Raw genomic sequence first — 26,799 nt, forward strand, 5'->3', positions numbered from 1 at the left:
GACACCGAAATAACCAGCCCATTCAAACCATAAAAACAAAACCCCGCCAAAATTGACGGGGTTTGTCAGCAGTCTGAAAGCAGGCGATCTCGCCTGCTTCCTTGTTGCGGAACCGCTTTCGGTCATTCCACTGGCAGATCGCCCTCCACGATCGGGTGGGTGGCCTCGAAGCCGAAGCTCTTCGGCGCCATCAGCATCAGGACGATGACGATGGCAATAGAGGCAAGCAACGCGGCGGTACTGGCAACATCTCTCACGGCTCCATCCTTTCCAGATCCGGTTTTGTCACAGAAACGTTTCCTGATCCGCGAAGTTCCTCCGCCGTCATGACAATGCTGCTGAACGATCTCTACTGCTTTGGCGGCTGGGGCGGCACCTCGCCCGGCTTGATGACCGGCGTCTTGCCTTCATCGGGTGCCGGCGCGGCCATGCCCTGGTCGCCTGTAGGCGGCGGTTTCAGCACGCCGCCGCAATCGTTGAGCTTCTCGCTCAGATCGCCGCTGCCGGGCTGCTTGCCGCCCTGATCCGTTTGTGCCCGGCATTTGTCGGCCTGCTGGTTCGGCGACTGCTGGGCCGTCTGTGCCGCTGCCGGCAGTGCCAGGGCCAGCATCGCGGCGCATGACGCAATGGCGAGGGGTTTCATCTCGGCCTCCTTCGTTGAAGCCGCCCCACGGCGGCCTTCCGTTCACGGGGACAACGTCCGCCGGCCCAAAAGGTTGGCCCAAAGGATTGGGGGAGAGCTTGCGCGGGATCGGCCCGTTGCGGCCGGCGCTTGCGAAGGCGCCGCAACCAATCCCGTTCTCCAGCCGTTGCCTGTGCCGGAGGCCAGCCATGTTCGAGCATTTCCAGCCTATCGACGTCGACATTGAGGACGCCGGCATCTTCGTGCGCCGCGCCGGTGCCGGACCGGCGGTGCTTTTGCTGCACGGCTTTCCGCAAACCCATCTGATGTGGCGCGATATTGCGCCGCTGCTTGCCGATCGTTTCACCGTCATCTGCGCCGACCTGCGTGGCTATGGGCGCAGCGCCTGCCCGGCCTCGAGCGCCGATCATGCTCCCTATGCCAAGCGGGCCATGGCATCGGAGATGGTGGCGATGATGGCCAGGCTCGGCTTTACCAGCTTCATGGTCGCCGGCCATGATCGCGGCGGGCGCGTCGCCTACCGCATGGCGCTCGACCATCCCGGCCGTATCGAAAAACTCGCCGTGCTCGACATCGTCCCCACGGCCGACGCCTGGGACCGGGCCGACGCCCGGCTGGCCCTCGGCTTCTGGCCGTGGTCCTTGCTGGCACAGCCCGAACCCTTGCCGGAAAAGATCCTGGCGGGCGCCGCCGACGCCATCGTCGACAATGCGTTGGGCGGCTGGGGGTCGTCGCCCGATGTCTTTCCGGCCGGCATCCGCCAGGCCTATGTCGAAGCCTTGCGCGACCCCGCCCACCTCCACGCGATCTGCGAGGAATACCGGGCCGCGGCAACGCTGGACCGCGATCACGACCGGGCGGACAAAGCCGCCGGCCGGCGCATCGCCTGCCCGGTGCTGGCCTTGTGGAGCGGGCAAGGCGCGCTCGCCCAATGGTATGCCGGCGAAGGTGGGCCGTTGGCGCTCTGGCGGAACTGGGCCGACGACGTGCGCGGCCGCGCGATCTCGGGCGGACATTTCTTCCCGGAGGAAGCGCCCGCGCAAACGGCAGGTGCGCTGATCGATTTCTTCGGCGGGCTCAAGTCGGATGCCGGTTAGCCACCCGCCACCGGGCACCTCGGATCAGCCGGCTGGTTCCTCCGCTATATCCTCGCCCTCGGGCTCGCCGGGCCGGAAAGGATCGGGCATTCGCGGACATTCCTCGAACCGATGGTCGCGGCCGCCGCAGAAGGAGCAGCACATCGCCTCGCGGCCCTCGTTTCCGGGCCGCCATTGCGGTGTTTCGTAAGGTTTCCTGCCGTCCATGCCCAGCAATGCACGACGCCTGATTTGGTTGCGCGGCGCGCCAACGCGCGCCCGGCAAGGCCCGTCGCGGAACCAACGGACACGATAAGGGGTTATGTGCGACAATGCATGCGGCCATTCCCCGGCGAATCCGGACCAGCCGCGTTCGCAATTCTGCCAAACCGAAGAGAAACCATCATGTCCGCTCGCGTTCCGACCCTGTTGATGGCCATGGCCGTCGTGCTCGCGGCGACCGGTCTGGCCGATGCCCGGCCCGACAGCCGCTCCATGGGCTGCGCTCAGATCCGGGCCATGATCCAGAACCACCGCGCCGTGGTGCTGACCACTGGCCCCAACACCTACGATCGCTATGTCAGGCAGTTCGGCAACGGGTGCGACTGGCCTGAAGTGCCGATGTCGGCCTATGTCCCGTCCCGCGACGGGGACTGCCCGGTCTATCGCTGCGAAGAGCCGGTCAACAATTTCCCGAATTGACCGCAAGCTGCCTGGGCGCCATAACGTGCCGGCTTTCCCGCTTCGTCTAATGGTAGGACAGCGCCCTTTGAAGGCGTGAATCGTGGTTCGAGCCCATGAGCGGGAACCAGGCAGCTGCAAGCCAACGAGTAGCCGGAACCAGGTCGGGTAGCTCCCGATCCTCTCCGATCAATGATGCCGTGATCCGGGACAGGAACCGGCCGGTATCCGGGCAGGAGGAAGGTGGCTTCCTCCCTGGACCTCCGTCGCGATTGACGGCCAGGTAACGTTACGTTAACTTTAATTTAGCTTAAGCTAAACTAGGGGGATCTAATGAAGATGGTTTTCATTTGCCTGGCGCTTGTCCTCGCCGGCTCAAATGTCGCTGCGGCACACGAAAAGAAGGCGACCGTCACCGCCTCGAAGGCATGCGCTGGTCTGTCGATCAAGGCGGCGGTGGCAGCAAAATTGGACTGCACAGCAACCGGAACAGCAACATCGACCCCGACCGACGCAGCGAATGCCAAGCCGCGCCTTGGGTACCAAAACCCTTGGACCATGTCCTCGTTTGGCCTTTGATGTTCCCGGAATTCTGGCTGCCCAGAGGCGCGGAGACCGAAGCCGCCGGGCCTTTGATAAGGCGTGAGTGCGCCGTCAGATCTCGGTCCTGGCCTGTTCCCGCACGTCCTGAGCTTCTCGACAATCGGACCAACCGATTGGGGTCGCTTCCGTCAGCATGAAACCTTGCGGCCTGTTGGACGTTCATTGTCGGCCAACAGGAGAGTTTCATGGATCCGGCAACCGCGGCGGTGATGATCATGCTGTCGTGCAACGCATCGCTCTGTCGGCCCATGGAGTCGCGCCCGGTCGTCTATTCATCGATGGCGCAGTGCCAAGCGGCGCTTGAAATCAGATTGGCACCGTGGCCGAGCGGCGAAATGGTCGGCCGGTGCAAGCAGGTCGACCGGATGGCGACCGGCTCGATTGCCCCGGAAGGCTATGCCTCGGTTCAAGTCACGCGTGGAATCGGCGGCGATGCGGTCACCACCAGCTATTTCGTTCCGAGAGCCGACGACTGAATCAGACGCCGGACGCCGGGGCTACCGGGCGGTTGATGATTTCGCCCGCGGACGTCGGCAGGTGTTTGAACCGAACCTCCTGAAACCATTCCATGGACCCCGCGTTGACGACCCGGGGCACCGCCAGACACCGGAGAGAGTCCATGACCGTCAATTGCCGCATATCCATCGACAACAGGCCCGACGCCACCAATGTTACTTTCCAGGCGGTGCCGCGCATTGGCGAGAGCGTGTCCCTGTCGGTCGACGGAAACCCACAGGATCTGCGGGTCTCGCGCGTCGTGCACGTTCCCAACGATGGACTGGAAGGCGCCGCGATCATCGTCGAAGTGACGACCAGCATCCTCTAGGGATTGGTGCGCGCGGAGATGCCCGAAAGCCTCACGCTACAGTGATCGGCGGCGATGAAACCTCATGCCGCCCAACGCGTTCCACGGGCTAAACATGGTCTAGGTTCCAATGCAAACTGCATGGTTCTCCAAGCCCGTCGTCGTTTCGGTAGGCGTTGCCGGAGCCATCCGCAACCTGTCCAACACACAACAGGCGATCGAACTCCTGACGACACATTGGCGCGATGCCGGGAGCCTGAAACATCAGTCCGCGCTGCGCGCCTGCCGCAGGACAATGAGCGGCGACTTGCCCCCCGAAATCGCCAGGGAGGCCTTTGTCGAGGCCGCGCGCGAGGCGCATATCCTGGTCGAGCAGGTGCAGCCCGACAGGGAATAGGGGCGGCGTCCACACCGGCGGATCGCCCTAGATGCCGAAACCCGGCGAAACACCATCGGCCTCGCTGCCGGCCTGCGCCACGATGATGGAGGCCAGCGGCGCGCTCAGCTGCCATTTGAGATGGCCTGGCGACCGCTCCAGAATGGCGGAGCCACCGAGCGACTGCGGCGCCACACGCTGCAGCACGACAGTGCCGAACCCCTTGCGCGTGGTCTGATCGCGCCGGTCGCCGGGATGCGGTTCGCAGTTTTCCTCCCATGTCAGCTGGAATTCCCGTTCGCCCGCGGAGCCCGGAGCATGCGCTCCCGAGCCGATGGTCCAGGTAATCTCGACCCGGCCGCCTTCGCTGCCCAGCGCGCCATACTTTGATGAGTTGGTGCCCAGTTCGTGAAAGGCCATGCCGAGGTTCTGCACCGCGTTCGACTGCAGCGTCAGGACCGGCCCGGAGAGCAGGATCTGCTCCTCGAGGCCGAAGGGCTTGAGATGTTCCTGGATAAGGTCGAACAGGCTCGCCCCCGCCCACTCCGAGGTGACGAGCAGATCGTGCGACCGCGACAGTGCCATGATGCGGGCGCGGATCAATTCCTCGAACTCGCCTGGACCATTCGAACGCTTGCTGGTCTCCCTGACCATCGACAGGATGACCGCGAACTGGTTCTTGACCCGATGGTTGACCTCCCGCATCAGCAGCCTGATCCGGCGCTCGCTTTCCTTGGCGGCGGAGATATCGCGGGCGATTTTCGAGGCGCCGATGATTTCGCCATCGCCGTTCTTGATCGGCGAAATCGTCAGTGAGACCGAAATCAGCGCTCCGTCCTTGCGCTTGCGCGTCGTCTCATAGCTCGCCACGCGGTCGCCGCTGCGAATCTTGCTGATGATCTCGGTCTCCTCGCTCTTGAGGTGATCGGGAATGAGCATGAGGACGGATTGGCCGATCGCCTCCTCGGCGGTGTAGCCGAACATGCGTTCCGCCGCCTGGTTCCAGCTTTGGATGACGCTGTTCAGGTCCTTGCTGATGATGGCATCGAAGGAGGAATCGACAATTGCCGCGAGCCGGGCGTCGGCGGTCGCCCCCTGTCGGTCGCTGCCATCGATGTCGTTCATCGCCACCCGCAATTGCATCTTTCCCGATCAGATAAGGCGCAAACGGATCAAGGCAATCGCCGGCGCGAGAATGGAAGGCTTACCGCGAAAGTTTTACTCCGCCTGTTCCGGCGGGGCCTTGCCGTCGCCATTGGGCAGGAGCACGCCGAATTCCTGCGACTTGGCGCCCACCTCGGCCGTCAGGAAGCCATCGGAGGCAAGGCCACGGCGCAGCAATTCGCGTACCGCCGCCGAGCGGCTGGGCATGCGTTTGTCGAAACGCCAGTTTTCCAGTGCGGCCAGTTCATCCTGGGTCAACATGATCTGCAGTCGTTCCGGGCGTTCCAGGTCAGCCATGTGCGCCTCCAAGCGCAAAGATCAGGCGAGTTAGTAACCGTCTCATTCTACTTACAGTTAGGAATTTCGGCATCCTGCGTCAAGCGCGGTCAGTGGGTGAATGCAGCGTCGTACCAATGATGATCATCCAACGCAGGTTGCCCATTCGTGTAACTATGCTAACTAGCTGATTTTGTTTACACTTTTTCCACTTTTAACTTGCCATGCGCCGCCATGGGGCGCATCCTGCCAGCTTGAGGAAACCAACTCGCTTTGGGAGGTTTCAATGCGATACGATTATTCCACGCGACTGCGTGAAGACGTCTATGCGAGCGTCCGCGCAGCGTTCAAGACCGCGGGCATCATCAACGTGTCGGTGGTGGCGGAAAGGATCAGGGTCAGGAACCTGGCCGAGAACGTCGCCCTCGAGGACATTGAACATCTGGTCCTGCAGGCTGCACAACTGGTTGGCGCTGCGATCGAATTCGACGCTTTGGGCAACGGATTGGCCCCGCCTGGAACCGGACTCGTCGAGAACCGTGATGAGAGCTCGATGATCCCTCTCGCTCTACATCGATCAGGCTCGATGCAATAGCCAAAAGCGCCAAGGTGCGACGGCTCCATGCGGCATGGAACCAGTCCGGCCTTCGGAGATTACCGCATCGTCCAGCAGAGGAGGATGTCGTGAAGGCCCTGCGCAGTCTGCTTGCCGAACTGTCGTCGAGCTGGCTCCAGCGCCGCAAGGCGCAGAAATCACTCGCTGGAAATCCAGTCAAACCCGTTTCCCGCGTCCCCCGCCAGGCCGCAAGGATCCGGCCGGCGCACAAGCCAAGGCCGCCCTCCTCCCGCGATGTCGCTTCCAATATGTGAACGACCGAGATCGACCCAGTCTCGGAGATCAACCGGCACCCACGGCTAGGTCGAGGCCGCCGAGGCCTTTCGGGAGGTGGCGCGCTGTCGCCGCATCCGGCGTTTGGCGACGAGCTTGAGGGCAATTGGCGGCTCGTTCGACAGCGCGCCGACCACTGCGTCCACCATGCCATGCGCCACGAAATCCGCGTTGATGTCACGGGCGAGCTTTTCGGCCTCTTCCTTGTCCTCATTGGCGGCTTGCGACCAGAATACGATTCCCACCCTCAACGCCGCTTTCGCCCGCTTCAGCCGGCGAACCAGAAACCGGGCGTGCTTGATGGAATCCCGGTTCAGGAAGCCGACCACCACGGTATCGATGGTTTCGAGCTCGAGACGGCGGATGTTGGCGGGTTCCATATCGGCAAAGCCGGCCTTCGACACCGTCGTGCCCTGGACTTCCAGCACCTGTGCCAGCATCGCGGCGGCGGCATCGTCCAGTTCACCGCGCCCGCCTGTGCAAAGCACCGACAGATCCGTGCCGTCGGGCAGTTCGGTCTCGTCTTCGCGGGAAGGATCCTTGTCATCCGGCTCCTCTTCGGCCGCCGGCGGGGCATCCTCTTCCTCTGCTTCCTCATGCGCGCTGTCGTCGAGGTTTGCCACCATCACCAGGGCGCTCTCGGCCACCTGACGCCTTTGCTGGTCGCCCATGACACCGCGCGCACGGTCCTGCTCGCCCAGCAGCAGGGCGGGAATGGCCACCTTGTCGTAGAACTCGACCAGATATTTCTCTTCCAGCATCTCCTCGGCGTGATCCGTGGCTTCGTCAGGGTCACCGGCCAGCAGACGCTGGTAGAGGCGTGCGTGGGGTTCGAGCACGGGCTCGTTGCCAAACAGGACATCGAGGAACTCAAACTGCGGCACGTGCCTGCCCAGCACCACCAGACACACGGTGAGCGGTGTTGACAAAACCAGCCCGAGCGGGCCCCAGAGCCACGTCCAGAAGATAGCCGCAACGATGATGGCCAGCGATGACAGCCCGGTTCGCGAGCCATAAAGCCAAGGTTCCACGACATTGCCGGTGATCAGTTCCATCACCACGAACAGGGCGGCTGTCCACAGCACGAGCGACCAGCCTGGCGCCACGGCCAGCGCCAGGAACAGCGGCAGCAGCATGCCGATGGCCGGGCCGATATAGGGAACGAAACGCAGGCCAAGTGCCAGCAACCCCCACAGCAAGGCATTCGGAATGCCCAGGACCCACAGGCCGGCCGCGATTGGTACGGCATACACGATGTTGACGACCAATTGCATCAGCAGGTACCGGCCAACACGCTTGCCGGCATCCTGAAGCGCCTCGGTGGTACGGTGAAGGTCGCCATACCCGACAAGGCGAATGAAGCGGTCGCGCAAATCCTCCCGCTCCAGCAGCATGAAGATGACGACGACGATGATCAGCCCGGCCGATCCGAGCGGGCTGATCAGCGGCCCGACTATGTTCTGCAGAACCTCCAGGGGTCTTTCGCGCGAGACGATCTCGACCGGCACCGGTTCACGCGGCTTTTCCGGGGTGGCGGCCGGCGGCGGCGTCTCCTGCCTGTCGATCTCCTGGCCGACACGTTCGACCACCTTGCTCAACCTGGCAATGATCCCTCCCCCAACGCCAGTCTCCTTGAGCGAGCGGACCTTGGTCAGGATGTTGGCCTGGTAGACCGGGATGTTTTGCGCCAGTTCGCTGACCTGCGTGGCGACGATGAAGCTGAACAGGGCAAGTGCGGCGAAAGCCCCCAATACGCTGACGATGACGGCGGCAATCCGGGGAATACCGGCCCGTTTGAGCGCGGACACAAGGGGGGCGAGCGCGAAAGTCAGCAACAGCGCGATCGCTATCGGCAGGAAAACCTCACGCCCGAAATACAACGCTGCCACCGTGGTGACGATGGTGGCTACATTGGGCAACGACGTTCGGGGGTGCGGGGCGGCGGGCGAAAGAATATCCTCCAAGCCATGCGCGGGCGACGCCATCCCGTTTCGACGATTGGCCGCCATTCCATGCCTCCCCTGCCAGTCCCATGATCGGGCATATAGAGCCGGCCAGCAACATTAGCCAGAGGTGGAAAGACACGCCGTCCAAAGGGCGGTTTATCCGATACGGCGGCCGCTGACTCGGATCAGCGCGCGCCGTGCCGCGCCAGCGCATGCTCGATCAAGATATCGATGACCTCGCTGTAGCCGATGCCGATCGCGGCCAGCGCCTTGGCGTACATCGATATGTCGGTGAAACCGGGCAGCGTGTTGACCTCGTTGACCAGCAGGGAGCCGTCGGCGCGCAGGAAGAAGTCGACGCGCGCCATCGCCTCGCAGCCGAGTGCCTTGAAGGCTTGCCCAGCCATTTCCCTCGCCCGGTCGATCACCGCTGCCGGCACATCGGCGGGCACTTTGACCACCGCGCCGTCGGCGTCGAGATATTTGGCCTCATAGGTGTAGAAGCCGTGCTTGCCGGCCGGGATGATCTCGCCGGGCAGCGACACCGTGAGCGAGCCGTCGGCCCGTTGCAGCACCGAGCACTCGATCTCGCGGCCTTCGACGAATTCCTCGATCAACGCCTTGCCGTCATAGCGGAAAGCCGTTTCGACGGCCTGATCGAAACCATCCCTGTCGTTCACCTTGCTCACTCCGAACGACGAGCCCTGGCGCGCCGGCTTGGCGAAGAATGGCAGCCCCAGCGCCCCGGCGATCTCCTGGAAGGAACCGACGTCGTTACGATGGACGGTGACCGAGCGGGCGACGGCAAGCCCGGCTCCGTGCATGAGCCGCTTGGCGACATCCTTGTCCATGGCGGCGGCCGAGGCCAGGATGCCGCAGCCGACATAGGCGACCTCGGCAACCTCCGCATAGCCCTGCACCGAGCCGTCCTCCCCGAAAGGACCGTGCAGCACGGGGAAGACGACATCGACCGGCGCCAGGTCAGCCCGCGTTCCCATAGGCGACGCTGAGATCAGCCGGCCCTTGCCGCCGGGCAGCAGGGCTATCTCCATGCCATCCTGCGACACTGGAGCTCCCGCCCCTTCGCCGATGGCCTCGGACGCCGGCTGCAGCAGCCATCTGCCCTCCCTGGAAATGGCGATCGGCACCACCTCGTAGCGCGTCCGGTCGATCGCCTTCAGCACATTGGCGGCCGAAAGCCGCGACACGTCATGCTCGGCCGAGCGCCCGCCATAGAGGATCGCAACCCTGATCTTTCCGGTCATCGAAATCCCTCAACTGTCAAAATCAAATGGCGACGGCAATGCCGCGATTGGCAAAGAAGCGGTCGAAAGCGGCTGGCGCCAACACTGCGTTGACCTGTGTGGCACTGGTATGGCCGGATGGGTTGTGAAAGCGGAACCCTTCATCCGAGGCGGCGGTGACCAGAACCAAATGTCCGCCCTTTGATGGCGGCTCGCGCTCGGGCCAGCGGATCGAACTGCTGACCGAAGCGATGAAGAACCGCGACCGGCCGAGGATCGACGGAATGTCCGCAGTCGCGACACCGGTCATCACCTCGGCATCGAGGCCGAATTCCGCCTTCACGAAGGTGACGAAGGGCGCATAGATCAGCCCCTTGATCGAGCCTTCATTGACGACATAGCCGCCATATGGAGTGCATCGCCTGGCCAGTTCGATCGTCGGCACGATCTCGCCGCGCGTCGCCAGGATCATCTTGAGACACGCCATGCCGCAGACATTGGCGGCCCAGGCCGTGTATTCATCGAGCGTGGCAGCGCCTGATCCCTGCCATAGCGGATCCCGCCGCAACGCGGCTTCGGCGCCGTCGGCGAGCACTGCCAGCGTCATGTCAGGCGTCTCCCACTGACTGAAAAACGGCACGGTTTCAGGCAATGGACTCATGCGAACTCCCCGGGTCTTCAACTCGTATACGAGCATACAAGATTGGAGAAAAGCCGCTCGGACCTGTCGAGGCGCGCGGCGTCTACTCGACCTTCGTCCAGCCAAAAACCAGCCAGGCGTATTTCGATTTTTCGTCGGGAGAGATCGGTCGGCGCACCGTGCGGCGTCACCTCGCCTTCGAAGCGGAAAAACGTGTTTTTCCAGGACGCGCCGCGAAGGCGGCATCGGCCGTGCGCACCAGTCAGATAACCCGCTCGGCATGCAGGTCGAAGGCAAAAGCCAGGCCGCGCCTTTCCAGTCGTGCCGCCGGCTCACTTCGTATTGATCACCGAAGCGGCCCGATAGGTGTCCATGGTCGCGCCGTTGCGGTCCTCGTCGAACAGAGTGTCGCTGCCGAAGCTGGCGCGCAGGCCGATGACGACCTTGTTGGCTCTGGTGTCCTGCGTGGACGTTTCGAACTTCCTCCGCTCGAATTCATAGCGTCCGAACACCGCCCATGGCGTTTCGTCGAACCGGTACATGGCCTGCACGGCGGCACCGACCACGTCTTCGTTGGTGCCGTTGTAGTCGGTTCGGTTGAAGTCGAGCTCCGCATCGAGGCGAAGATTCTTCCGGACGAAGTAGCGCGCCACCGCGCGTATACCCCATTGGTCGCCATGAAAGTCGCTGATAGTGAGCTGGCCGACACTGGCCTGGCCATAGAGGGTCAGATTGCCGAAATAGAGTTGTGCTTCCGGGCCGACCGCATAGTTGTTTACGGTCACGCCGCTTTCGCCGACAGATGTGTAGGCGGCGAAAATGCCGGCGGCGAAACGGTCGGGATCGCGGTAGAAGCCATGGACCGCACCGCGCGTGTCATCCAGGGGGGCGTAGTGGCCCCAGATGCGGTCGTAGGACAGGTCGCCCTGCAAATTCCAGCGCTCGGCAAACGGAATGTTGATGCGCACGGCGCCGCCGCCGGCCCGGGTCGTGTAGTCGTCGCCGACGAAGCGAAGCCCGCCGAGATAGAGTTCGCCGTAGCCCGAAACATGCGGCGTCACCACCGTCTCCGCTGCCAGCGGCTGCTGCGTATCGGCGGCGTAAGCGGAGGTCGCGGCGGCAGCGACGACGCGGCGAAGATTGAAAAGCGATGCATTAGAGCCCTCGAATGCGAATTTCCGGACCAGCGTCCGGCCGTGGAGATCAGAATTTGTAGGCCACGCCGATCCGCAGATCCTGTGTCGTCAGTTCGATGGCATCCCGATTGAGGGGAGCGCCATTGGAGAAGGCGTGGCGCACGGAGGTGTGGCGGCCGAAATCGGCGAACCTGTATTCGCCCCGAACCACCCAATTGTCGGTGACGGCGTATTCGCCGCCGGCACCCAGCGTATAACCCGCGACGGTATCTCGGACGTCGGCATAGGGACCGCCCGGAATGTTGGTGGTCGTGTGTTTGTAGCTTGCCACCGCCAGGCCGCCGGTGACGAAAGGAAGCCAGCGATCGATCGCATAACCGGCTCTGAGGCGCACGGTGCCTACCGCCTCAAGCTCGAGCTCGCCACCAAAGGCGGGGTCGTCGACGCCGAGCGCCCGGTAGAGCGTCGTGTCGTTCACGCTTGCAAAGCTGTAGTCTCCCTCGACGCCAACAACCAATCCGCTGTCGAACTGCTTGTTGTAGCCGGCAAACACACCGCCGAAACCGCCGGACGGGCTGTAACCCCAGCCGTAATTGTCGAAGCTGCCCGGCGCGAAAGTCTGTCCGACCCTGGCGTCGCTCCGGGCATATCCGGCCTGTGCTCCGAGATAGCCGCCGGACCAGTTGTAGCTGGCCGCGACCGGCAAGGTCTCGGTGGGGTCGGCGGCCAACGCCATGCCGGCGGGAACGAAAAGAAAGGCAGTGGCGAGAAGAATCGTTTTCATTGCTTGTCTGCTGTCCCCGGGATGCTGCACCACGACCGACATGGTCAGTGGCGGTCAGTCGAAGCTACGGTGTTGCATTGATCGCCGGCGGCGTCTTGGGCTGGACAGCATCGGAATTGTCTTGGAGCGCGCCGCCGCACCCCGCCCGGCCGGTGTGGCCGTTCAGCATCAGCCGCGGCGCAGGCAAAACCCCGGCGCGGACGCCAGGGTTTTGTTCGAACCGGCGTGTCAGAACTTATAGCTGAGGCCGACGCGTAAATCGTGCGTCTTGAGATCGATGTTCGAAACCGTGCCAAGACCAAAAATCGGCACCGAGAGATCCTCTTTGCCAAAGTCGGAATAGCGATATTCGACGCGGGCGATCCATTTGTCGGTGAAAGTGTGCTCGACGCCGGCCCCAACCGTCCAGCCAAGATGGGTTTCGTCGTGGATTGTTACTGTACCGAGGGGACCACTGCTGACCACACTCATTTCATACTTGGCCGCTGCCACGCCGGCACTGATATAAGGCAACGTCCGATCGAACGCATAGCCGGCCCGCAGCCGGGCCGAACCCGACCACTTGAGTTCGCTCGACAACAACGCGCCGGCACCGGCGAAGGTCCCCACCGCATCGACATTGCTGTAGGCAAGGTCAGCCTCGGCGCCGAGCACGAAACGGTTCGCCAATTCCTGATTGACGCCGATATGGATGCCACCAATAAAACCGTCCGGATCGAAGGCAGCATTGACGTCGGTGCCCCCAATGCCGGCGCCGCCGATGAAGAGATTGGATTTCCCGGCTACGTAACCGAAGTGAACGCCGGCATAGAGGCCGGACCAGTCATAGCCGGCAGCAACCGGCAAGGTTTCATTGACGTCCGCCGCGGACGCCATGCCGGCTGGCGCAAGCACGAGGATGGTGGCGAGAAGAATCGTTTTCACTGTTTGCTACCCCAATGATGTTGCTTTCCCCGGCCGTGGAAAATACTCCGCGGCGACCCGGGTATCGTCGAGGTTTTGCATTGTTCGCGGGCGGCGTCTTGGGCTGAGCCGCATTGGAATTGTCGTGGAGAGCGCCGCGGCACTCGGGGCGATCAGTGTGGCCGTTCGGCATCAGTCGATCGGTTCGAAGACAACTGATCCGACTCGCTTCGAGTCCTTGTCTTTGGTGCCGCGCTTCCGCCCGGAATTGCGAAAACAAGGAGTTAGAGCGGCCATCGATTCTGTGAGACGATGATTCGCTCTAGCGGGCGGCGTTCGGCGTCGAGCCGAAGCGGCGGCGGAAACAGCGATTGAAGTAGGAGACGTCGGAAAAGCCGCTCAACAGCGCGATCTCGCTGACCCGCATGCGGTCGTTGCGCCGGTCACGCAGCATGCGGTGGGCCCTCTGCAGGCGCAGTTCGAGAATATGCTCGGCGAAACTCGAGCCCGTTTCCTGCAGGAGATCATGGACGTAGCGCGCGGAAAGCCGCAAACGCTGGGCGATGTGCTGGGCCGAGATGCCGGGATCGGCGAAATTGTCCCGCATCGTCTGCAGGATGGCTTGCAGCCTTGCCGCGCGCAGGCCTCGCACGCCCGCCAGCTCGGCGATCTCGCCCTTGGCGCCCGTCGCCAATCCGATCAGGTCGACGATCGTTTCGGTGGCATGGGCGACAAGATCGGGCAAGAGCAATGCCGGCCCCGCTTCCAGGAAGCCGCAATAGCGCTTGAGCATGTCGAGCGCTTCATTGTCGGCGCCGATGGTCAGCGCCAGGCGATCCTCGACATGGGCGAAGGCATTTTCCATGATCTCGCGGGGCACCACGACATTGGTCCAGACATTGCGGTCGCCGCCGGTCATTTCCAGCGCTTCCGAAGCCGAGACCAGCGCGCCTTCGCCCCTGCCGATGCTGTAGTCGCGGCCGGTCTGCACACCGCTCAGCCTGGTGTCGCCATCGTTGACCAGCAGCAGATAGCCGTCGCGGCCGTCGTCGGCGATGTTGCGCGTCTTGCGGCTCGCATGCTTGATCGTCCCGGCCATCCGCCCGAGCACCAGCGGCCCGATGGCGGTGGCTTCGATATCCGCCTGGAACGGCACATTGCCGGAGATGGCATATTCGACCGACCAGATCTCGGCGACATGAATGTCCTGCCAGAGCGCGAAGCGCGCGCGGTCGTCGAGATGCGACGGCAGATCGAGCGAAGAGAAGACGTTCTTTTTCAACGAGCAACCGGCCTTTCCCGCGCACGCGTCTTCCCTGAAACCGCACCGTATGGGACCGATTTGCCTCTTGTCCAGAGACGGCGCCATCCATGCTCCGCAGGACAATTTCAGTGCCGCCCAGGTCAAGAATCCGATCGGATTGGCCGGTGTGGCGTCCGAGTCTCCGAAATACCCCGGAAATGCGGCATCGGAATCACCTCGCCTCGACGCGGTCGATCGATTGCTCCTAGAACGTGATCTTCACCGACGCGGCGCTGCGGTTGGCGGGGCCGTGGTGGACGGCCTCGATGTTGTTGCCGTCCGGGTCGAGCAGGAAGGCGGCATAATAGCCGGGATGATAGGACCGCTCGCCAGGCGCGCCATTGTCCGTGCCGCCGGCTTCGAGCCCGGCCTTGTAGAAGGCATCGACCATGGCGTGATCCCTGGCCTGGAAGGCCAGATGATGACGTCCGGTCAGCTTTCCCAGCGCGGCCCGGCTGTCGGCGCTGGAAATGAACAATTCGTCGGCCCAGAAATAATCCTCGCCGGTGCCGCCGATCGGGACACCAAGGACTTGGAAAACCGCCTCGTAGAAACGCCGGCTGGCGGGGAGATCCCGGACCACGAGCTGGAGGTGGTCGATGAGCCGGCCGCGATGCAATTCCTGGGTTTCCATGAAAGCGCCTCCTCGCAAGGCCCCGAATTTAGGCGCGGTCGGCAGGGCGTCAACGCGGGGCGCGTGCCTCTCCTGACAACCAGCGACAATTTTTCGAGGCCGAATGGAACTTTTGGGCCGATGGCAAGTTTGGTGGCGCGGCGGGAGAATGTCGGTTGGATTGTTTACAGAAGCTTGAAGCGCTGGTCGACGGCGCCAATGCCGATGCCATCGAGGAAGCGAACGCATTGCTGCGGCGGTTCAAGGACAGGTCCGAACAGACGACGCGGGCCATCGACGAGTTCATGCTGGACTTCAAGACATTGGTCTTCGTCGTCGAAGCCGGCGAAGAGGCTTTCGAAAAGCCGATCCGCAAGCTCGCCCGCGCCAGGCTTGCAAAGCTCAAGCAGCTGGTGAACGTGCCGGCCTAGGCGCATGCCGCTCTTTGCTATTACGCAATTCCTAGGGAAAGCGCTGGGCGCTTTCCCGGGAAAACCGTTTCACACTTTTCCTGGAATTTGCTCTACCCCTTGAGCAGCGCCGCCAGCCGGGGAATGCCTTCGCTCACCGCGCTGCGGGTGGCCAGCGTGAACGACAGCCGCAGCGTGTTGCGCCCGGTGCCGTCGGCGTAAAAGGCGTTGCCCGGCACGAAGGCGACCCGCGCCTCCTTCACCGACCGTGCCAGGAGGTCCGTGGCGTCGGTGCCCTCCGGCAGCGTCACCCAGACGAACATGCCGCCTTCCGGACGGCTCCAGGTCACCCCCTCCGGCATGTTGGCTTCAAGCGCGCCGAGCAGGCCGTCGCGGCGCTCGCGGTAGGCGCCGATGAGTTTTTCCACCTGGCCGTCGAACACGGCTTCGGCGACGCGGTGCATCACCATCTGGTTGACGGACGGGCTGTGCAGGTCCGAAGCCTGCTTCATCAGCACCAGTTTTTCCACCACGTGGCGCGGCGCGCAAACCCAGCCGACACGCATGCCCGGCGACAGAATTTTCGAGAACGAGCCGCAATAGAGCGTGCGCGCCTTGTCGATGCCGCCGGACCTGATGCAGTCGAGCGCCAGGATCGGCGGCACACCCTCGCCGTCATAGCGCAGCGCCCGGTAGGCGGCATCCTCGATGACGGCGATGTCGAGCTCGCCGGCAAGGTCGAGCACCGCTTCGCGCTGCTTTCGGTCCAGCGTGTTGCCGGTCGGGTTGGCGAAATCGGGCACCAGATAGGCGAATTTCACCTTGCCGCCATTGGCGACGGCGGCAGTGTGGTAGGCATCGGGCGTCATGTTGCCGCCCTCGGGCCGCAGCCGGTCATAACGGGGCTCGTAGGCGTTGAAGGCCTGCAGCGCGCCGAGATAGGTCGGCCATGTCACCAGCGCGGTATCGCCTGGCGACAGGAACAGCTTGCCGAGGTAATCCAGCGCCTGCTGCGAGCCGGAAGTGATGAAGATGTTGGCTTCGTTGCAGGCCACGCCGAGCTTGCCCATTTGCCCGGCGAGCCAGCGCCGCAGCGGCAGATAGCCTTCCGAAACCTGGTATTGCAGTGCTGCCCCCGCTTCCGGGCCGCCGAGCACGTCGGCATAGGCATCGCGGATGGCGTCCGCCGGAAACAGCGACGGATCGGGAATGCCGCCGGCGAAGGAGATGATGTCGGGCTGGTCGAGCAGCTTCAACAGCTCGCGGATTTCGGAGGCCTTCATGCGCGATGAGCGCGAGGCCAGAAGGTTCAAAAGGGTCACGACACGCCTCCCCGGACGTTTTTACAATAGGTCAACCTGACTGACCTATATCCGCTTTGCCAGGCGATTTGAATAGTGCCTGAAGGGCTTCCGCTATACGCCAGTCACCGCCAGGCCCGAACCGGCACGGGTTTCCGCTAAAGGCTCTTCTTGTAACCAATATGGCTGGCACTGAAGCCGAGCCCTTCATAAAAGCGGTGCGCATCCGCTCGCCCCTTGTCGGTGGTGAGCTGCACAAGGCCGCAGCCCCGCGCCCGGCACTCGTCGATCGCCCATTCGAACATCTTCTTGCCGACGCCGTCGGAGCGCCTGTCGCTGACAACGCGAACCGCCTCGATCTGCCCGCGCCAGCCGCCCTTGCGCGAAATGCCGGCAAGGAAGCTGATCTGCAGGGTGCCGATTACCTCCGCGCCATCCACGGCCACGGCAAGCAGCTGATTGGGATCGGCATCGATGGCGTCAAAGGCATCGATATAGCCCTGCGCCAACGGCAACGAGGCGTCTTCGCGGGCGGCACCCAGCGGATCGTCGGCGAGCATGGCGACGATGGCTGGCAAGTCGGAGGCTTGCGCCTTGCGGAATTGGATGTCGGTCATGGACGTGAGATACGGCCGCCCGGCGCCGGCGGCAAGCCGCTAATGGAATGGAGATCAATGGGCGGCAGGACAACGAGGGGGGCGCAACCTCTCGAGGTTCAATCCGCGTCGCCCGCGGGCTTCGCCTTGCCGCACTGCGCCAGCACCTTGCCGATTGCGCCACTGGAACCCTTCAGCGCAAAACTGATCGAACCATATTTGGCAGCGCTGACCGACACGTCCCCCTTGGACCGCAACAGGTCGAGCAGCGGGTCCCCCTTCTCCAGATCGGCCACGAAATAATTGTACATCGCCTCCAGCTGCAGGGTCTTGGTCACCGTCTTGCCGTCGGCCTTGAAGTCGAACGCGCCGCTGATGCCCGGTTCCAGTTGTTGGCCGCTGGCGCCCAGATCGTAGCTCAGCACCGGTTTGTCGTAGCAATTGAGCATCAGATAGGCGTCGCCCCTGGGCCCGCCGCAGACCGAAGCGGTCAGCACGCTGCCACCCTCGTCTTCCTCCATCTTGGCGCTCCAGCCGCCGCAGGATGCCGCGAAGGCCGATTGCGAGCCAAGCACCGCCGCCAAGGCACCGGCGGCAACGAGATTTCTTCTCATGACGTCTCCCTCCGGGCCATTTGCAGCGCCCGCCGGCAGCATATAGGAAAAGCCGTTGAATGGCATTGCATGTGCCGCGCGCCTTGGAGAGAGCGGTGTTGAGAACCTTTGGTCGCCTGTGTTTTCCGACCGCGGCCCTGGTGGCCTTGCCGCTCGCCGCGCATGCCGAATGGAAGCCGGTCGAGAAGGTCGAGACCTACGCCATTTCAGGCCAGTCCGGGCTCGAGCTCTACCGGTCGATTGGCGAGAACGGGCCGAATGTCGGCATTACCCGCGCCATTGCTCACACCAATTTCAAGCTGACCTGGACCAGGGATTATCAGCCGCGTGCCGGAGCCTGCGTGCTGGTCTCGGCCAAGCCAAAGCTCATCATCACCTACACCTTGCCCAGCCCCTCCTCGCCGCTGCCGTCCGCCATCCAGAAGAACTGGGAGGTTTTCCTCGCAGGCGTCAGCGCCCACGAAAAGGTGCATGGCGCGACCATTGTCGACATGGCGCGCAAGATCGAGGCGGCGACGGTCGGCCTCACCGTTCCCGACGATCCCAAATGCAGCAAGATCCGGGTCGAGATGACCAAACGCCTGTCCGCCCTTTCGCAGGCGCAGCGGCAGGCAAGCCGCGATTTCGACCGCATCGAACTCGGCCAGGGCGGCAATCTGCAAAAGCTCATTCTTGCCCTGGTCAATGGCGGCTGAGCCACCGCGCCTCGCGGCGCGGCGGCGTATTCGCGGTTCGCTCCGCCCTAGCGGCTGAGATCAAGCGCGGCTGACAGATCCCCCATCGGCGGCTCGCCATTGGCGGCCAGCGCCTTGTCGCGGGCGACGATGCCCGTCAGCACCGGCAGATCGTAGCGCGCGGTGATGAAGCGCAGGATCGATGTCGTATCGTATTGCGTGTGGTCAACCGTGCCCATCCCGGCATAGGGCGAGACGATGAAGGCCGGGATGCGGTTGCCCGGGCCCCAGCGGTCGGCCTTAGGCGGCGCGACGTGATCCCAGAAGCCGCCATTCTCGTCATAGGTGACGACGACCAGCATGTGGCTCCATTGCGGGCTCTTCTCCAGATGCGCGACGAGGTCGGCCAGATGCCGGTCGCCCGATGTCACGTCGGCATAGCCTGAGTGCTCGTTGAGATTGCCCTGCGGCTTGTAGAAGGCGACCTGCGGCAGCTTGCCGTCATCGATCGCCTTGATGAACTCGGCGCCATCCAGGCCGCCATCCCTGAGATGCTCGGTGCGCGCTGCCGTGCCGGGCGCGTAGGCGGCGAAATAGTTGAACGGCTGGTGGTGGAACTGGAAGTTCGGCACCGGCGTGGCGTTCTTGCCGTCGAGCGCCGTCTGCCAGGCGCCGGCGTACCAGGCCCAGTCGACCCCCTTCAGCGACAGGAGATCGCCGATGGTGATGTCGTGCTGCGGCGGCAGCGTGGTGGGCGCGGCCGGATCGGCCAGCGCCTTGTCACCGCCCTCGGCAGGCTTGTTGGCGCTCGGCTGATAGGGCGGCTGCATGGTGTTGACGGCGTAAAAATCGGGCGTGATGGCGCCGTCATTGACGAATTTCGGCACGCCGCCCAGCGCCGACGGCGGCGAATTGTCGGCCACCTTCAAGGTCGTTCCGTCGGCCTCGACCACGGCGATCTGGCCCTTGATCGGACTCGTGTCGGCATGCGGATAGACCGGCGTACAGGCGCAGGCGAGCTGGAAATGGTTGAGGAAGGAGCCGCCAAAGGCGCCCTGGAAGAAATTGTCGGCCAGCACATATTTCTTCGCCACCTGCCACATCGGCAGGCTCGAGCCGTCATAATGGCCCATGACCAGCCCGCCGGAATCGGCCCAGGCGACGAATTTATCGTTCTTGCCGCCGTCGATCTGCATCTGCTCCTGGTAGAAACGGTGCCACAAATCGTGGGTGATGACATTGGTGCCTTCGTTGAAGCCCTTGGGATCGTCGATGGCGAAGGCCGCGTTGGCAAGATGCGCGGTCTGCGCCTCCGTCACCACGGGCGTGACGCCCTTTCCGGTCAGCCCGCCCCAGGCCGGCGGCAGTTCGGTCAGCGGCTTGCCGTCGCGGTCGAGCTGGCGCGCCTGGTCGGCCGAGACATTGGCCAGTCCATTGGCGCCGGGGAAGCCACCATAAAGATTATCGAAGCTGCGGTTCTCCGCATAGATGACGACGACGGTGTCGATCTTGTCGAAGCCGGGAGGGGCGGCATTGGCGGCCGCAAGGGGAAACAAGGCCGAACCGGCCAGACAAAAGGAAGTGAGGAACTTGGGCCTCGTCATGGAAAGACCTCGTGGCTTGACTTTAACTAGAAGAGCTATTGCGCGGGAACCATGGGCAGCTAACGTGGATGCCTTGTCACCTTTGTGACATCCGCCGCCGCGGCGAACACGGTTTCGTGAGCACTGGGACCGGTCATCAATCCGTTGCACTGCGTTCTTATTTCCGGGCCAAAGCGGACCGTGCCCCATGATGACGAGACGATGGAAAAGCCTGGTGATCGCGAGTGCCGCGATCTCGGCATTTGGCTTTGCCGCGCCCGCGAATACGGCGAGGCCGGACGGCGTCCATCCCGGTCCGCTGTCGCGCGACCAAGCCTTCGCACGCGCCGAGGCGCTGACTGCCTTGGGGCGAAAGATGTTCTTCGACCCGGCGCTCTCGGCTTCGGGAAAACAGGCCTGTTCCTCCTGCCACGATCCGCGCCATGCCTTCGGTCCGGCCTCGGCATCTCCCGTCGAGATGGGCGGCCCGAACCTCGACCAGTCCGGCGTGCGCGCGGTGCCGTCGCTGCGCTACCTCGAGGCGGCACCCGCCTTCACCGAGCATTTCCACGATTCCGAGGACGAGGGCGACGAGAGCGTTGACAATGGCCCGACCGGCGGTCTGACCTGGGACGGCCGCGCCGATCACGGTGTGGACCAGGCGAAAATCCCCCTGCTCTCGCCGTTCGAGATGGCAAACAAGGATGCCGTGGCGGTCACCGCCGCCTTGCGCAAGTCAGCCTATGCCGATGAGTTCAAGGCAACCTTCGGCAACGATGTCTTCGACCGCCCGGACGATGCCCTCGACGCCGCCGCCGAGGCGCTTGGCACGTTCGAGCAGAGCGCGGTCGACTTCTACCCCTATTCCAGCCGCTACGACGCCTTCCTCGCCGGCAAGGCGACGCTATCGGCGCGGGAACTGCATGGCCGCGCCCTGTTCGAGGACGAGGCGAAAGGCAATTGCGCCTCCTGCCACCTCAGCGAACCGGCCAATGACGGTGAGCCGCCGCAATTCACCGATTTCGGCCTCATCGCCATCGCCGTGCCGCGCAATCCGGCCATCCCGGCCAACGCCGACCCGACCTATGTCGATCTCGGCCTGTGCGGTCCCCTGCGCACCGATTTCCGTGGCCGCACCGACTATTGCGGCCTGTTCAAGACACCGACCCTGCGCAACGTGGCGCTGCGCAAGAGCTTCTTCCACAACGGATATTTCCACACGCTGCGCAAAGCGGTGGCCTTCTACGCCAGCCGCGACACCGACCCCGGCCGCTGGTACCCGAAAAACGCTTACGATACGGTCGATAAATATGACGATTTGCCAAAGGCTTACTGGCCGAACTTGAATCAAGACCCGCCCTTCGGCGGCAAGAAACCCGGCGACAAGCCGGCGCTCAACGACGCCGAGATCGACGACATCGTGGCGTTTCTGCAGACGCTGACGGATGCCGATCAGGCGGCGAAGCGGTCGCAGTGAACTGGGAAGCCGTCGTAAGGGTCGCTAGTTGACGTGGGGATTAGCCGAAGCCCTCCCTCGCTTCGTCATCCTAGGGCGGAGCAAGGAGCGAAGCGACGCGGCGCAGACCCTAGGATCCATGCCGCGACGCTTGCGACGGGTAAAAACTGTGCCGAACCTGGCTCCAACCTCCGACGAAACGCCATCAAACCGCGACCAACCTGTTCCGCGAAACAGCTCGAACCATTCCGGATTGGTCTTCTCGATCAGTTCGATCTTCCATTGTCGCGACCAGCGCTTCAGCGATTTCTCGCGTTGAATGGCGTGACGAATGTCGAAATGTTCCTCGTACCAGACCAACCGCTGCACACCGTAGCGCCTGGTGAAGCGCGAACCTTCGCCGGATTTGTGCTCCGGCATGCGGCGACCGAGATCGTTGGTGACACCGATGTAGATGGTGCCGCCCTTCTGGCTCGCGGTCATGTAAACATAGCCGGTCATGCGTTGACGGTAACCGCCAACCCGTCCGGGGACTATCCTCGTTCGCCGTATTTTTTCGGCCAACGTCGCGGCATGGATCCTAGGGTCTGCGCGGCGTCGCTTCGCTCCTTGCTACGCCTAGGATGACGAAGGCAGGGAGGGCTTCGGCTAATCTGAGAGGTATGGGATCGCCGCCAGCCGCCCCTCACAGCGCCCGGATCACACCCCCATCCACGCGGATATTCTGCCCGGTAATATACCCTGCCCCGTCCGACGCCAAAAACGCGATCGTCGCGGCGATCTCCTCTGATGTGCCATAGCGCTGCATCGGCACGTTGTCGCGGCGCTCTTCGGTGGCGGGCAGGCTGTCGATCCAGCCGGGCAGCACATTGTTCATGCGCACATTGTCGGCCGCGTAGGTGTTGGCGAAAATCTTGGCGTAGGCGGCAAGGCCGGCGCGGAACACGGCCGAGGTCGGGAACATCGCGTTCGGTTCTGCCACCCAGGCCGTCGAGATGTTGATGATGGCGCCGCCCTTCTGCTTGACCATCTGCGGCGCCACGATGCGCACCGGCCGGATGACGTTCATCAGGTAGACGTCCATGCCGGTGTGCCACTGCTCGTCCGTGATCTCCAGGATCGGCGCGCGCGGCCCATGGCCACCGCTGTTGACCAGCACGTCGATGCGGCCATAGCGCTCCAGAGTCAGGTCGGCGAGCCGCTGCAGATCGTCGTTCGACTGGTTGGAGCCGGTGACGCCGAGCCCGCCAAGCTCCTTGGCCAGCGCCTCGCCCTTGCCGGACGAGGACAGGATGGCGACCTTGAAACCATCCGCCGCCAGCCGCTTGGCCGCCGCCGCCCCCATGCCGCTGCCGCCGGCCACGATCACGGCTGTCTTTTCTACACTCATCGGATTTCCTTTTCAGATTGGCGGGAGCTACGGTTTCAGCGGTCCTATAGCCGGTTTCGCCGCGCAGTTCGAACGAGAAAGCCTGAATCGAGCTGCAGAAAACTTGCGCGGTGAGCTGCGCCCTATCCTTCAACCGTCTCCAGCTCGCTCAGCAGCGTGCCTTCCATGTCGGGCTCGTCGCCGGAGCAGACGCACAGCATCTCGGCGTCGCCCTCACCCACCGACAGATAGGCGTGGCCCATGGTGGAATCGATGTAGACGCTCTCGCCCGCTTTCAGCCGCACCGGCGCGTACTGGTCGGTGTGGAGCTCGATCTCGCCCTTGAGCACGATCAGGAATTCCTCGCCGGCATGCCGGGTCAGCGGGCCGAACTCTTGCGGCGTGCGGGCGCGCGCATAGGCATGGATCGGCACCATGCGCTTACGCACCAAGTCGGTGGCGAGATACCGGTAGTCGTAGTTTCGGGTCAGCTGGCGCAGCGTGTTGGACTGCGAGGTCACCGAGCGGCGGGTGCGCGCCGCCGGCTGCTTGCGGTCGCCGCTCAGCAGTTCCGTCACATGGATGCCGAGCCCCTCGCAGATCTGCAAGAGCTTGTCGTAGCTCAGCGACATCTGGTCGTTCTCGACCTTGGACAGCGTCGACACCGCCACCCCGGTCAGCGCGCTGACCTCCTGCAAGGTCCAGCCATGCGTCTTTCTCAAAGCGCGCAGACAATCACCGAGATTGGGTTGCTCCGACATGGTCAGCTCCAAGGCGCGGATCGCGCCGCTCCCCCTAGGTAGTCGAACTCCCCACTGCCATCAACAACACTAACAATTTTCTTATACGCTAAATGTTGACTGGATACGAAAATATTTTTACGACTGATGAATGCAGTCGAAATCCTCCCAGAAAATCGCTGTCATCGGCGGCGGCATTGCCGGCCTCTCGCTTGCCGCCGAGGTGGCGGCCTGGGCCGAAGTCGCCGTCATCGAGCGCGAGCCGCATCTCGGCTACCACGCCAGCGGACGCTCCGCCGCTCTGTTCACCGAGACCTACGGCAACCGCCTGGTGCGCGGGCTGACGCTGGCCAGCCGGCAGGCAATCGTCGAGGGCGGTTTCGTCGCCCACCGGCGTGGCGCGCTGCATGTCGGATGGACCGGTGACGATGCCGCCATCGACAAGCTGGCTCGTGATTTGCAGGCGCTGGTGCCATCAGTGCGCCGCCTCTCGGCGGCCGAGCTCCACGCGCTGGTTCCGGTCATTGCCCAGCAAGCCACCTGCGGCGGCGTCTATGAGCCGGACGCGGTGGATGTCGACACGGACAAGATGCTTGCGACCTGCGCGTCCAAGCTCAAAGCCGGCGGCGGCACCATCCGCACCGGCGAGGAGGTCCGCGCCATCTCACGCGACGGCAGCGCTTTTCGGGTTGAAACAAGCGCCGGCGTCTACTCGGCTGACATCATCGTCAACGCCGCCGGCGCCTGGGTCGATGTCGTCGCCGGCATGGTGGGACTCCCGGGCCTCGGCTTCCAGCCGAAACGGCGCACCGCCTTCCTGTTCGATCCGCCCGCCGGGTTGGACATCGCCGGCTGGCCGCTGGTGGTCGACCTGCACGAGCAGTTCTACTTCAAGCCCGATGCCGGCAGATTGATCGGTTCGCTCGCCGACGAGACGGATTCCGAGCCTTGCGATGCGTATCCCGAGGATATCGACGTCGCCATCGCCGTCGACCGCATCGAACAGGCGACGTCTATGCGCATCGGCCGCCCGTCGACGCCGTGGGCGGGCCTGCGTACCTTCGCTCCCGACCGCACGCCGGTCGCCGGCTTCGACCCGCGCCTGCCCGGCTTCTTCTGGCTCGGCGGCCAAGGTGGCTACGGTTTTCAGGTGTCGCTGACGCTGGCCAGGCTGAGCGCGGCGCTGATGCGCGGCGAGCCCCTGCCCGACGACGTCACCGCACTCGGCGTCACCGCTGGGGCGCTGGCGCCCGATCGCTTCCTTACCCCGGCGACGACGCCATGAAGTTCCTTCCCTCAACCCCGAAGTGTCATCAGGAGCGTTTGCGATGAAATCTCTGCGCGCGGTGCTTGCCCCGTCCCTTCTGGCCACGTCCCTCCTGGCCACGTCCGTTCTGGCCTCATCCGTCCTTCTCGGCGGACAGGCCTACGCCAAGACGCTGGTCTATTGCTCGGAAGCCAATCCCGAGACCTTCAACCCGGCGATCGGCATCGCCGATTCCACCATGGACGCCGCCGCCAAGACGATCTTCAACCGGCTGGTCGAGTTCAAGCCGGGCACCACCGAGGTCGGCCCGGCGCTCGCCGAAAGCTGGGATGTCTCGTCGGATGGCAAGGCCTACACTTTCCATCTCAGGCACGGCGTGAAGTTTCAGTCGAACGAGCATTTTTCGCCCACGCGCGACTTCGACGCGGACGACGTGCTCTACACCTTCAACCGCCAGCGCGACGCCAACAATCCCTATCACAAGCTTGGCGGCGGCTCTTACGAGTACTTCAACGCGCTGGGCATGGGCACGCTGATCGACAGAATAGACAAGGTCGACGACTACACCGTGCGCTTCACGCTGACGGCTCCCAACGTCACATTCCTGGCCGGGCTGGCACTCGACTATCTCTCCATCCTGTCGCTGGAGCAGACCGAAAAGATGGTCGCGGCCGGCACGCCGGAGCTGATCGACAGCATGCCGGTCGGCACCGGACCGTTCGTGCTTGAGGCCTATGTGCCCGACAGCCAGGTCCGCTACGCCGCCAACAAGGATTACTGGCGCGGCGCGCCGAAGATCGACACGCTGGTCTTCGCCGTCACGCCCGAGCCGACCACCCGCGTCGAGCGCATCAAGGCCAATGAATGCCAGGTCGCCGCCCCGCCGCCGCCAAGTGCCGTCGCCGACCTGCGCAGCGATCCCGACATCACGGTTCTCGATCTCAAGGGCCAGAACATCGGCATTCTCGGCTTCAATGTCGAGCACCAGCCGCTGGGCGACGTGCGCGTGCGCACGGCACTGGCCAAGGCCGTCGACCGCAAGGCGATCGTCGATGCGGTCTATGCCGGCGCCGGCACGGTGGCCGGCAGCGTCGTGCCGCCGGCGCAGCTCGGCGCCGTCACCGATGCCGGCATCGAGTACGATCCCGATGGCGCCAAGAAACTGCTCAAGGAAGCGGGCCATGAAAGCGGCCTCAAGATCAGCCTGTGGGCGATGCCGGTGTCGCGCCCCTACAATCCCAACGCCAAGCGCATGGCCGAGATGATCCAGGCCGACTGGGCGAAGGTCGGCGTGCAATCGGAGATCGTCAGCTTCGAATGGGGCGAATACCTCAAGCGCACCGCGGCGGGCGAACAGGACGCCTTCCTGCTCGGCGGCAGCAGCGACAATGGCGATCCCGACAACATGCTGAGCTATCTGCTCTCCTGCGACGGCGTGAAGGGTGGCTCCAACCGCTCGCGCTGGTGCGACAAGGATTTCGAGAAGCTGCTCGACGAGGGCCGCGTTGCCGCCGACCCGAAAGAGCGCGCCGCGATCTATGGAAAGGCGCAGGCCATCCTGAAGGCCGAGGTGCCGGTGGCGCCGATCGCCCATTCGATGGTGGCGATCCCGATCCGCAAGAGCGTGCTGAATTACGTGCTCGACCCCTTCGGCCGGCAGAATTTCGCCGCCGTCGATATCGCGGAGTGAGGCTTGTCGCGCTGGGT

30 protein-coding genes, 1 tRNA gene and 1 pseudogene are annotated in these 26,799 nt (G+C 63.7%); 13 read left to right on the forward strand and 19 right to left on the reverse strand.

Going from position 1 to position 26,799, the window contains the following annotated elements; translation table 11 throughout:
• Nucleotides 1–122: 122 nt before the first annotated feature.
• Both LB524_RS28845 and LB524_RS12845 read right to left on the reverse strand, forming a co-directional pair.
• A complete protein-coding gene (locus LB524_RS28845) occupies nt 123–257 on the reverse strand; it encodes a hypothetical protein (protein ID WP_263486600.1) in 135 nt (44 codons plus the stop codon).
• Nucleotides 258–349: 92 nt separating this feature from the next.
• Nucleotides 350–643, reverse strand: coding sequence for a hypothetical protein (locus LB524_RS12845; protein ID WP_224526779.1), 294 nt, complete (start codon nt 641–643; stop codon nt 350–352).
• 188 nt (nt 644–831) lie between these two features.
• On the opposite strand from LB524_RS12845, the gene LB524_RS12850 reads away from it, so the two are divergent.
• From LB524_RS12850 to LB524_RS12880, 7 genes are all read left to right on the forward strand, one after another.
• Nucleotides 832–1,740 carry an alpha/beta fold hydrolase gene (locus tag LB524_RS12850; protein WP_141906990.1) on the forward strand — a complete coding sequence of 303 codons (909 nt, stop codon included), beginning with the start codon at nt 832–834 and terminating at the stop codon, nt 1,738–1,740.
• Nucleotides 1,741–2,124: 384 nt separating this feature from the next.
• Nucleotides 2,125–2,421, forward strand: a complete 297-nt coding sequence (locus tag LB524_RS12855) for a hypothetical protein (RefSeq protein WP_224526781.1) — start codon at nt 2,125–2,127, stop codon at nt 2,419–2,421.
• Nucleotides 2,422–2,456: 35 nt separating this feature from the next.
• Nucleotides 2,457–2,530, forward strand: a tRNA-Gln gene (locus tag LB524_RS12860).
• Nucleotides 2,531–2,733: 203 nt separating this feature from the next.
• Entirely contained in the window at nt 2,734–2,979 is a 246-nt protein-coding gene (locus LB524_RS12865) for a hypothetical protein (protein WP_140716216.1), read from the forward strand.
• 209 nt (nt 2,980–3,188) lie between these two features.
• On the forward strand, nt 3,189–3,479 hold the full coding sequence (locus LB524_RS12870; RefSeq protein WP_224526784.1) for a hypothetical protein: 291 nt from the start codon (nt 3,189–3,191) through the stop codon (nt 3,477–3,479).
• Nucleotides 3,480–3,622: 143 nt separating this feature from the next.
• A complete protein-coding gene (locus LB524_RS12875) occupies nt 3,623–3,829 on the forward strand; it encodes a hypothetical protein (protein ID WP_224526788.1) in 207 nt (68 codons plus the stop codon).
• Nucleotides 3,830–3,938: 109 nt separating this feature from the next.
• Nucleotides 3,939–4,205, forward strand: coding sequence for a DUF982 domain-containing protein (locus tag LB524_RS12880; RefSeq protein ID WP_224526790.1), 267 nt, complete (start codon nt 3,939–3,941; stop codon nt 4,203–4,205).
• 27 nt (nt 4,206–4,232) lie between these two features.
• On the opposite strand, the gene LB524_RS12885 is transcribed toward LB524_RS12880, so the two are convergent.
• Together LB524_RS12885 and LB524_RS12890 are read right to left on the reverse strand one after the other, a co-directional pair.
• Nucleotides 4,233–5,309, reverse strand: a complete 1,077-nt coding sequence (locus LB524_RS12885) for a sensor histidine kinase (RefSeq protein WP_041163410.1) — start codon at nt 5,307–5,309, stop codon at nt 4,233–4,235.
• Nucleotides 5,310–5,402: 93 nt separating this feature from the next.
• Nucleotides 5,403–5,645, reverse strand: a complete 243-nt coding sequence (locus LB524_RS12890; RefSeq protein WP_015317026.1) for a hypothetical protein — start codon at nt 5,643–5,645, stop codon at nt 5,403–5,405.
• Between the two features lie 265 nt (nt 5,646–5,910).
• Here LB524_RS12890 and LB524_RS12895 point away from each other — a divergent pair, with 265 nt between their 5' ends.
• Entirely contained in the window at nt 5,911–6,219 is a 309-nt protein-coding gene (locus tag LB524_RS12895; RefSeq protein ID WP_140876270.1) for a hypothetical protein, read from the forward strand.
• A 320-nt stretch (nt 6,220–6,539) separates the two neighbouring features.
• Here LB524_RS12895 and LB524_RS12900 read toward each other — a convergent pair whose 3' ends face one another.
• From LB524_RS12900 to LB524_RS12935, 8 genes are all read right to left on the reverse strand, one after another.
• A complete protein-coding gene (locus LB524_RS12900; RefSeq protein WP_224526793.1) occupies nt 6,540–8,522 on the reverse strand; it encodes an AI-2E family transporter in 1,983 nt (660 codons plus the stop codon).
• Nucleotides 8,523–8,644: 122 nt separating this feature from the next.
• Nucleotides 8,645–9,724, reverse strand: coding sequence for a D-alanine--D-alanine ligase family protein (locus tag LB524_RS12905; protein ID WP_224526796.1), 1,080 nt, complete (start codon nt 9,722–9,724; stop codon nt 8,645–8,647).
• 22 nt (nt 9,725–9,746) lie between these two features.
• Nucleotides 9,747–10,364 carry a C39 family peptidase gene (locus LB524_RS12910; RefSeq protein ID WP_140716232.1) on the reverse strand — a complete coding sequence of 206 codons (618 nt, stop codon included), beginning with the start codon at nt 10,362–10,364 and terminating at the stop codon, nt 9,747–9,749.
• Nucleotides 10,365–10,675: 311 nt separating this feature from the next.
• Nucleotides 10,676–11,404, reverse strand: coding sequence for an outer membrane beta-barrel protein (locus tag LB524_RS12915; protein WP_224526835.1), 729 nt, complete (start codon nt 11,402–11,404; stop codon nt 10,676–10,678).
• A 142-nt stretch (nt 11,405–11,546) separates the two neighbouring features.
• Entirely contained in the window at nt 11,547–12,263 is a 717-nt protein-coding gene (locus tag LB524_RS12920; protein ID WP_140716235.1) for an outer membrane protein, read from the reverse strand.
• A 228-nt stretch (nt 12,264–12,491) separates the two neighbouring features.
• A complete protein-coding gene (locus tag LB524_RS12925; RefSeq protein WP_224526839.1) occupies nt 12,492–13,139 on the reverse strand; it encodes an outer membrane protein in 648 nt (215 codons plus the stop codon).
• A gap of 349 nt (nt 13,140–13,488) precedes the next feature.
• Nucleotides 13,489–14,448 (reverse strand): AraC family transcriptional regulator, encoded by a 960-nt coding sequence (locus LB524_RS12930; RefSeq protein WP_224526842.1) that lies wholly within the window; start codon nt 14,446–14,448, stop codon nt 13,489–13,491.
• 226 nt (nt 14,449–14,674) lie between these two features.
• On the reverse strand, nt 14,675–15,103 hold the full coding sequence (locus LB524_RS12935; protein WP_015317017.1) for a VOC family protein: 429 nt from the start codon (nt 15,101–15,103) through the stop codon (nt 14,675–14,677).
• A 155-nt stretch (nt 15,104–15,258) separates the two neighbouring features.
• On the opposite strand from LB524_RS12935, the gene LB524_RS12940 reads away from it, so the two are divergent.
• Nucleotides 15,259–15,513 (forward strand): hypothetical protein, encoded by a 255-nt coding sequence (locus LB524_RS12940; protein WP_224526845.1) that lies wholly within the window; start codon nt 15,259–15,261, stop codon nt 15,511–15,513.
• Nucleotides 15,514–15,605: 92 nt separating this feature from the next.
• Here the strand turns inward: LB524_RS12940 and LB524_RS12945 are convergent, their stop codons facing one another.
• The 3 genes from LB524_RS12945 to LB524_RS12955 form a co-directional block, all read right to left on the reverse strand.
• Nucleotides 15,606–16,775 (reverse strand): PLP-dependent aminotransferase family protein, encoded by a 1,170-nt coding sequence (locus LB524_RS12945; protein WP_224527478.1) that lies wholly within the window; start codon nt 16,773–16,775, stop codon nt 15,606–15,608.
• Nucleotides 16,776–16,951: 176 nt separating this feature from the next.
• Nucleotides 16,952–17,410, reverse strand: a complete 459-nt coding sequence (locus LB524_RS12950) for a GNAT family N-acetyltransferase (RefSeq protein ID WP_224526848.1) — start codon at nt 17,408–17,410, stop codon at nt 16,952–16,954.
• A 98-nt stretch (nt 17,411–17,508) separates the two neighbouring features.
• A complete protein-coding gene (locus tag LB524_RS12955) occupies nt 17,509–18,003 on the reverse strand; it encodes a hypothetical protein (protein WP_224526851.1) in 495 nt (164 codons plus the stop codon).
• 59 nt (nt 18,004–18,062) lie between these two features.
• On the opposite strand from LB524_RS12955, the gene LB524_RS12960 reads away from it, so the two are divergent.
• Nucleotides 18,063–18,698 (forward strand): DUF922 domain-containing Zn-dependent protease, encoded by a 636-nt coding sequence (locus tag LB524_RS12960; RefSeq protein ID WP_224526854.1) that lies wholly within the window; start codon nt 18,063–18,065, stop codon nt 18,696–18,698.
• A 47-nt stretch (nt 18,699–18,745) separates the two neighbouring features.
• Here LB524_RS12960 and LB524_RS12965 read toward each other — a convergent pair whose 3' ends face one another.
• Entirely contained in the window at nt 18,746–20,281 is a 1,536-nt protein-coding gene (locus LB524_RS12965) for an acid phosphatase (RefSeq protein ID WP_224526857.1), read from the reverse strand.
• Nucleotides 20,282–20,468: 187 nt separating this feature from the next.
• On the opposite strand from LB524_RS12965, the gene LB524_RS12970 reads away from it, so the two are divergent.
• Nucleotides 20,469–21,737 (forward strand): cytochrome-c peroxidase, encoded by a 1,269-nt coding sequence (locus tag LB524_RS12970; RefSeq protein WP_224526876.1) that lies wholly within the window; start codon nt 20,469–20,471, stop codon nt 21,735–21,737.
• 195 nt (nt 21,738–21,932) lie between these two features.
• Here LB524_RS12970 and LB524_RS12975 read toward each other — a convergent pair.
• The 3 genes and pseudogenes from LB524_RS12975 to LB524_RS12985 all read right to left on the reverse strand — a co-directional run.
• Nucleotides 21,933–22,217, reverse strand: a pseudogene (locus tag LB524_RS12975) (GIY-YIG nuclease family protein); the annotation flags it as partial.
• Between the two features lie 184 nt (nt 22,218–22,401).
• The gene (locus LB524_RS12980) at nt 22,402–23,106 is read right to left on the reverse strand and encodes an SDR family oxidoreductase (RefSeq protein WP_140618041.1); all 705 of its coding nucleotides are present in this window, start codon (nt 23,104–23,106) and stop codon (nt 22,402–22,404) included.
• 122 nt (nt 23,107–23,228) lie between these two features.
• Nucleotides 23,229–23,846, reverse strand: a complete 618-nt coding sequence (locus LB524_RS12985) for a helix-turn-helix domain-containing protein (protein ID WP_140824104.1) — start codon at nt 23,844–23,846, stop codon at nt 23,229–23,231.
• A gap of 130 nt (nt 23,847–23,976) precedes the next feature.
• On the opposite strand from LB524_RS12985, the gene LB524_RS12990 reads away from it, so the two are divergent.
• The gene (locus LB524_RS12990) at nt 23,977–25,110 is read left to right on the forward strand and encodes an NAD(P)/FAD-dependent oxidoreductase (RefSeq protein WP_224526880.1); all 1,134 of its coding nucleotides are present in this window, start codon (nt 23,977–23,979) and stop codon (nt 25,108–25,110) included.
• Nucleotides 25,111–25,153: 43 nt separating this feature from the next.
• Entirely contained in the window at nt 25,154–26,782 is a 1,629-nt protein-coding gene (locus LB524_RS12995) for an ABC transporter substrate-binding protein (protein ID WP_140716255.1), read from the forward strand.
• Nucleotides 26,783–26,799 lie beyond the last annotated feature (17 nt).

Source organism: Mesorhizobium sp. ESP6-5, assembly GCF_020164695.1.
Lineage (GTDB): Bacteria > Pseudomonadota > Alphaproteobacteria > Rhizobiales > Rhizobiaceae > Mesorhizobium > Mesorhizobium australicum.

What these genes read in the sequence shown, in the direction of transcription:
- LB524_RS12845 (WP_224526779.1), bottom strand. Translation starts at nt 643, where the DNA reads ATGAAACCCCTCGCCATTGCGTCATGCGCCGCGATGCTGGCCCTGGCA.
- LB524_RS12850 (WP_141906990.1), top strand. Translation starts at nt 832, where the DNA reads ATGTTCGAGCATTTCCAGCCTATCGACGTCGACATTGAGGACGCCGGC.
- LB524_RS12855 (WP_224526781.1), top strand. Translation starts at nt 2,125, where the DNA reads ATGTCCGCTCGCGTTCCGACCCTGTTGATGGCCATGGCCGTCGTGCTC.
- LB524_RS12865 (WP_140716216.1), top strand. Translation starts at nt 2,734, where the DNA reads ATGAAGATGGTTTTCATTTGCCTGGCGCTTGTCCTCGCCGGCTCAAAT.
- LB524_RS12870 (WP_224526784.1), top strand. Translation starts at nt 3,189, where the DNA reads ATGGATCCGGCAACCGCGGCGGTGATGATCATGCTGTCGTGCAACGCA.
- LB524_RS12875 (WP_224526788.1), top strand. Translation starts at nt 3,623, where the DNA reads ATGACCGTCAATTGCCGCATATCCATCGACAACAGGCCCGACGCCACC.
- LB524_RS12880 (WP_224526790.1), top strand. Translation starts at nt 3,939, where the DNA reads ATGCAAACTGCATGGTTCTCCAAGCCCGTCGTCGTTTCGGTAGGCGTT.
- LB524_RS12885 (WP_041163410.1), bottom strand. Translation starts at nt 5,309, where the DNA reads ATGAACGACATCGATGGCAGCGACCGACAGGGGGCGACCGCCGACGCC.
- LB524_RS12890 (WP_015317026.1), bottom strand. Translation starts at nt 5,645, where the DNA reads ATGGCTGACCTGGAACGCCCGGAACGACTGCAGATCATGTTGACCCAG.
- LB524_RS12895 (WP_140876270.1), top strand. Translation starts at nt 5,911, where the DNA reads ATGCGATACGATTATTCCACGCGACTGCGTGAAGACGTCTATGCGAGC.
- LB524_RS12900 (WP_224526793.1), bottom strand. Translation starts at nt 8,522, where the DNA reads ATGGCGGCCAATCGTCGAAACGGGATGGCGTCGCCCGCGCATGGCTTG.
- LB524_RS12905 (WP_224526796.1), bottom strand. Translation starts at nt 9,724, where the DNA reads ATGACCGGAAAGATCAGGGTTGCGATCCTCTATGGCGGGCGCTCGGCC.
- LB524_RS12910 (WP_140716232.1), bottom strand. Translation starts at nt 10,364, where the DNA reads ATGAGTCCATTGCCTGAAACCGTGCCGTTTTTCAGTCAGTGGGAGACG.
- LB524_RS12920 (WP_140716235.1), bottom strand. Translation starts at nt 12,263, where the DNA reads ATGAAAACGATTCTTCTCGCCACTGCCTTTCTTTTCGTTCCCGCCGGC.
- LB524_RS12925 (WP_224526839.1), bottom strand. Translation starts at nt 13,139, where the DNA reads ATGGCGTCCGCGGCGGACGTCAATGAAACCTTGCCGGTTGCTGCCGGC.
- LB524_RS12935 (WP_015317017.1), bottom strand. Translation starts at nt 15,103, where the DNA reads ATGGAAACCCAGGAATTGCATCGCGGCCGGCTCATCGACCACCTCCAG.
- LB524_RS12945 (WP_224527478.1), bottom strand. Translation starts at nt 16,775, where the DNA reads ATGAAGGCCTCCGAAATCCGCGAGCTGTTGAAGCTGCTCGACCAGCCC.
- LB524_RS12950 (WP_224526848.1), bottom strand. Translation starts at nt 17,410, where the DNA reads ATGACCGACATCCAATTCCGCAAGGCGCAAGCCTCCGACTTGCCAGCC.
- LB524_RS12955 (WP_224526851.1), bottom strand. Translation starts at nt 18,003, where the DNA reads ATGAGAAGAAATCTCGTTGCCGCCGGTGCCTTGGCGGCGGTGCTTGGC.
- LB524_RS12960 (WP_224526854.1), top strand. Translation starts at nt 18,063, where the DNA reads ATGGCATTGCATGTGCCGCGCGCCTTGGAGAGAGCGGTGTTGAGAACC.
- LB524_RS12965 (WP_224526857.1), bottom strand. Translation starts at nt 20,281, where the DNA reads ATGACGAGGCCCAAGTTCCTCACTTCCTTTTGTCTGGCCGGTTCGGCC.
- LB524_RS12970 (WP_224526876.1), top strand. Translation starts at nt 20,469, where the DNA reads ATGATGACGAGACGATGGAAAAGCCTGGTGATCGCGAGTGCCGCGATC.
- LB524_RS12980 (WP_140618041.1), bottom strand. Translation starts at nt 23,106, where the DNA reads ATGAGTGTAGAAAAGACAGCCGTGATCGTGGCCGGCGGCAGCGGCATG.
- LB524_RS12985 (WP_140824104.1), bottom strand. Translation starts at nt 23,846, where the DNA reads ATGTCGGAGCAACCCAATCTCGGTGATTGTCTGCGCGCTTTGAGAAAG.
- LB524_RS12990 (WP_224526880.1), top strand. Translation starts at nt 23,977, where the DNA reads ATGCAGTCGAAATCCTCCCAGAAAATCGCTGTCATCGGCGGCGGCATT.
- LB524_RS12995 (WP_140716255.1), top strand. Translation starts at nt 25,154, where the DNA reads ATGAAATCTCTGCGCGCGGTGCTTGCCCCGTCCCTTCTGGCCACGTCC.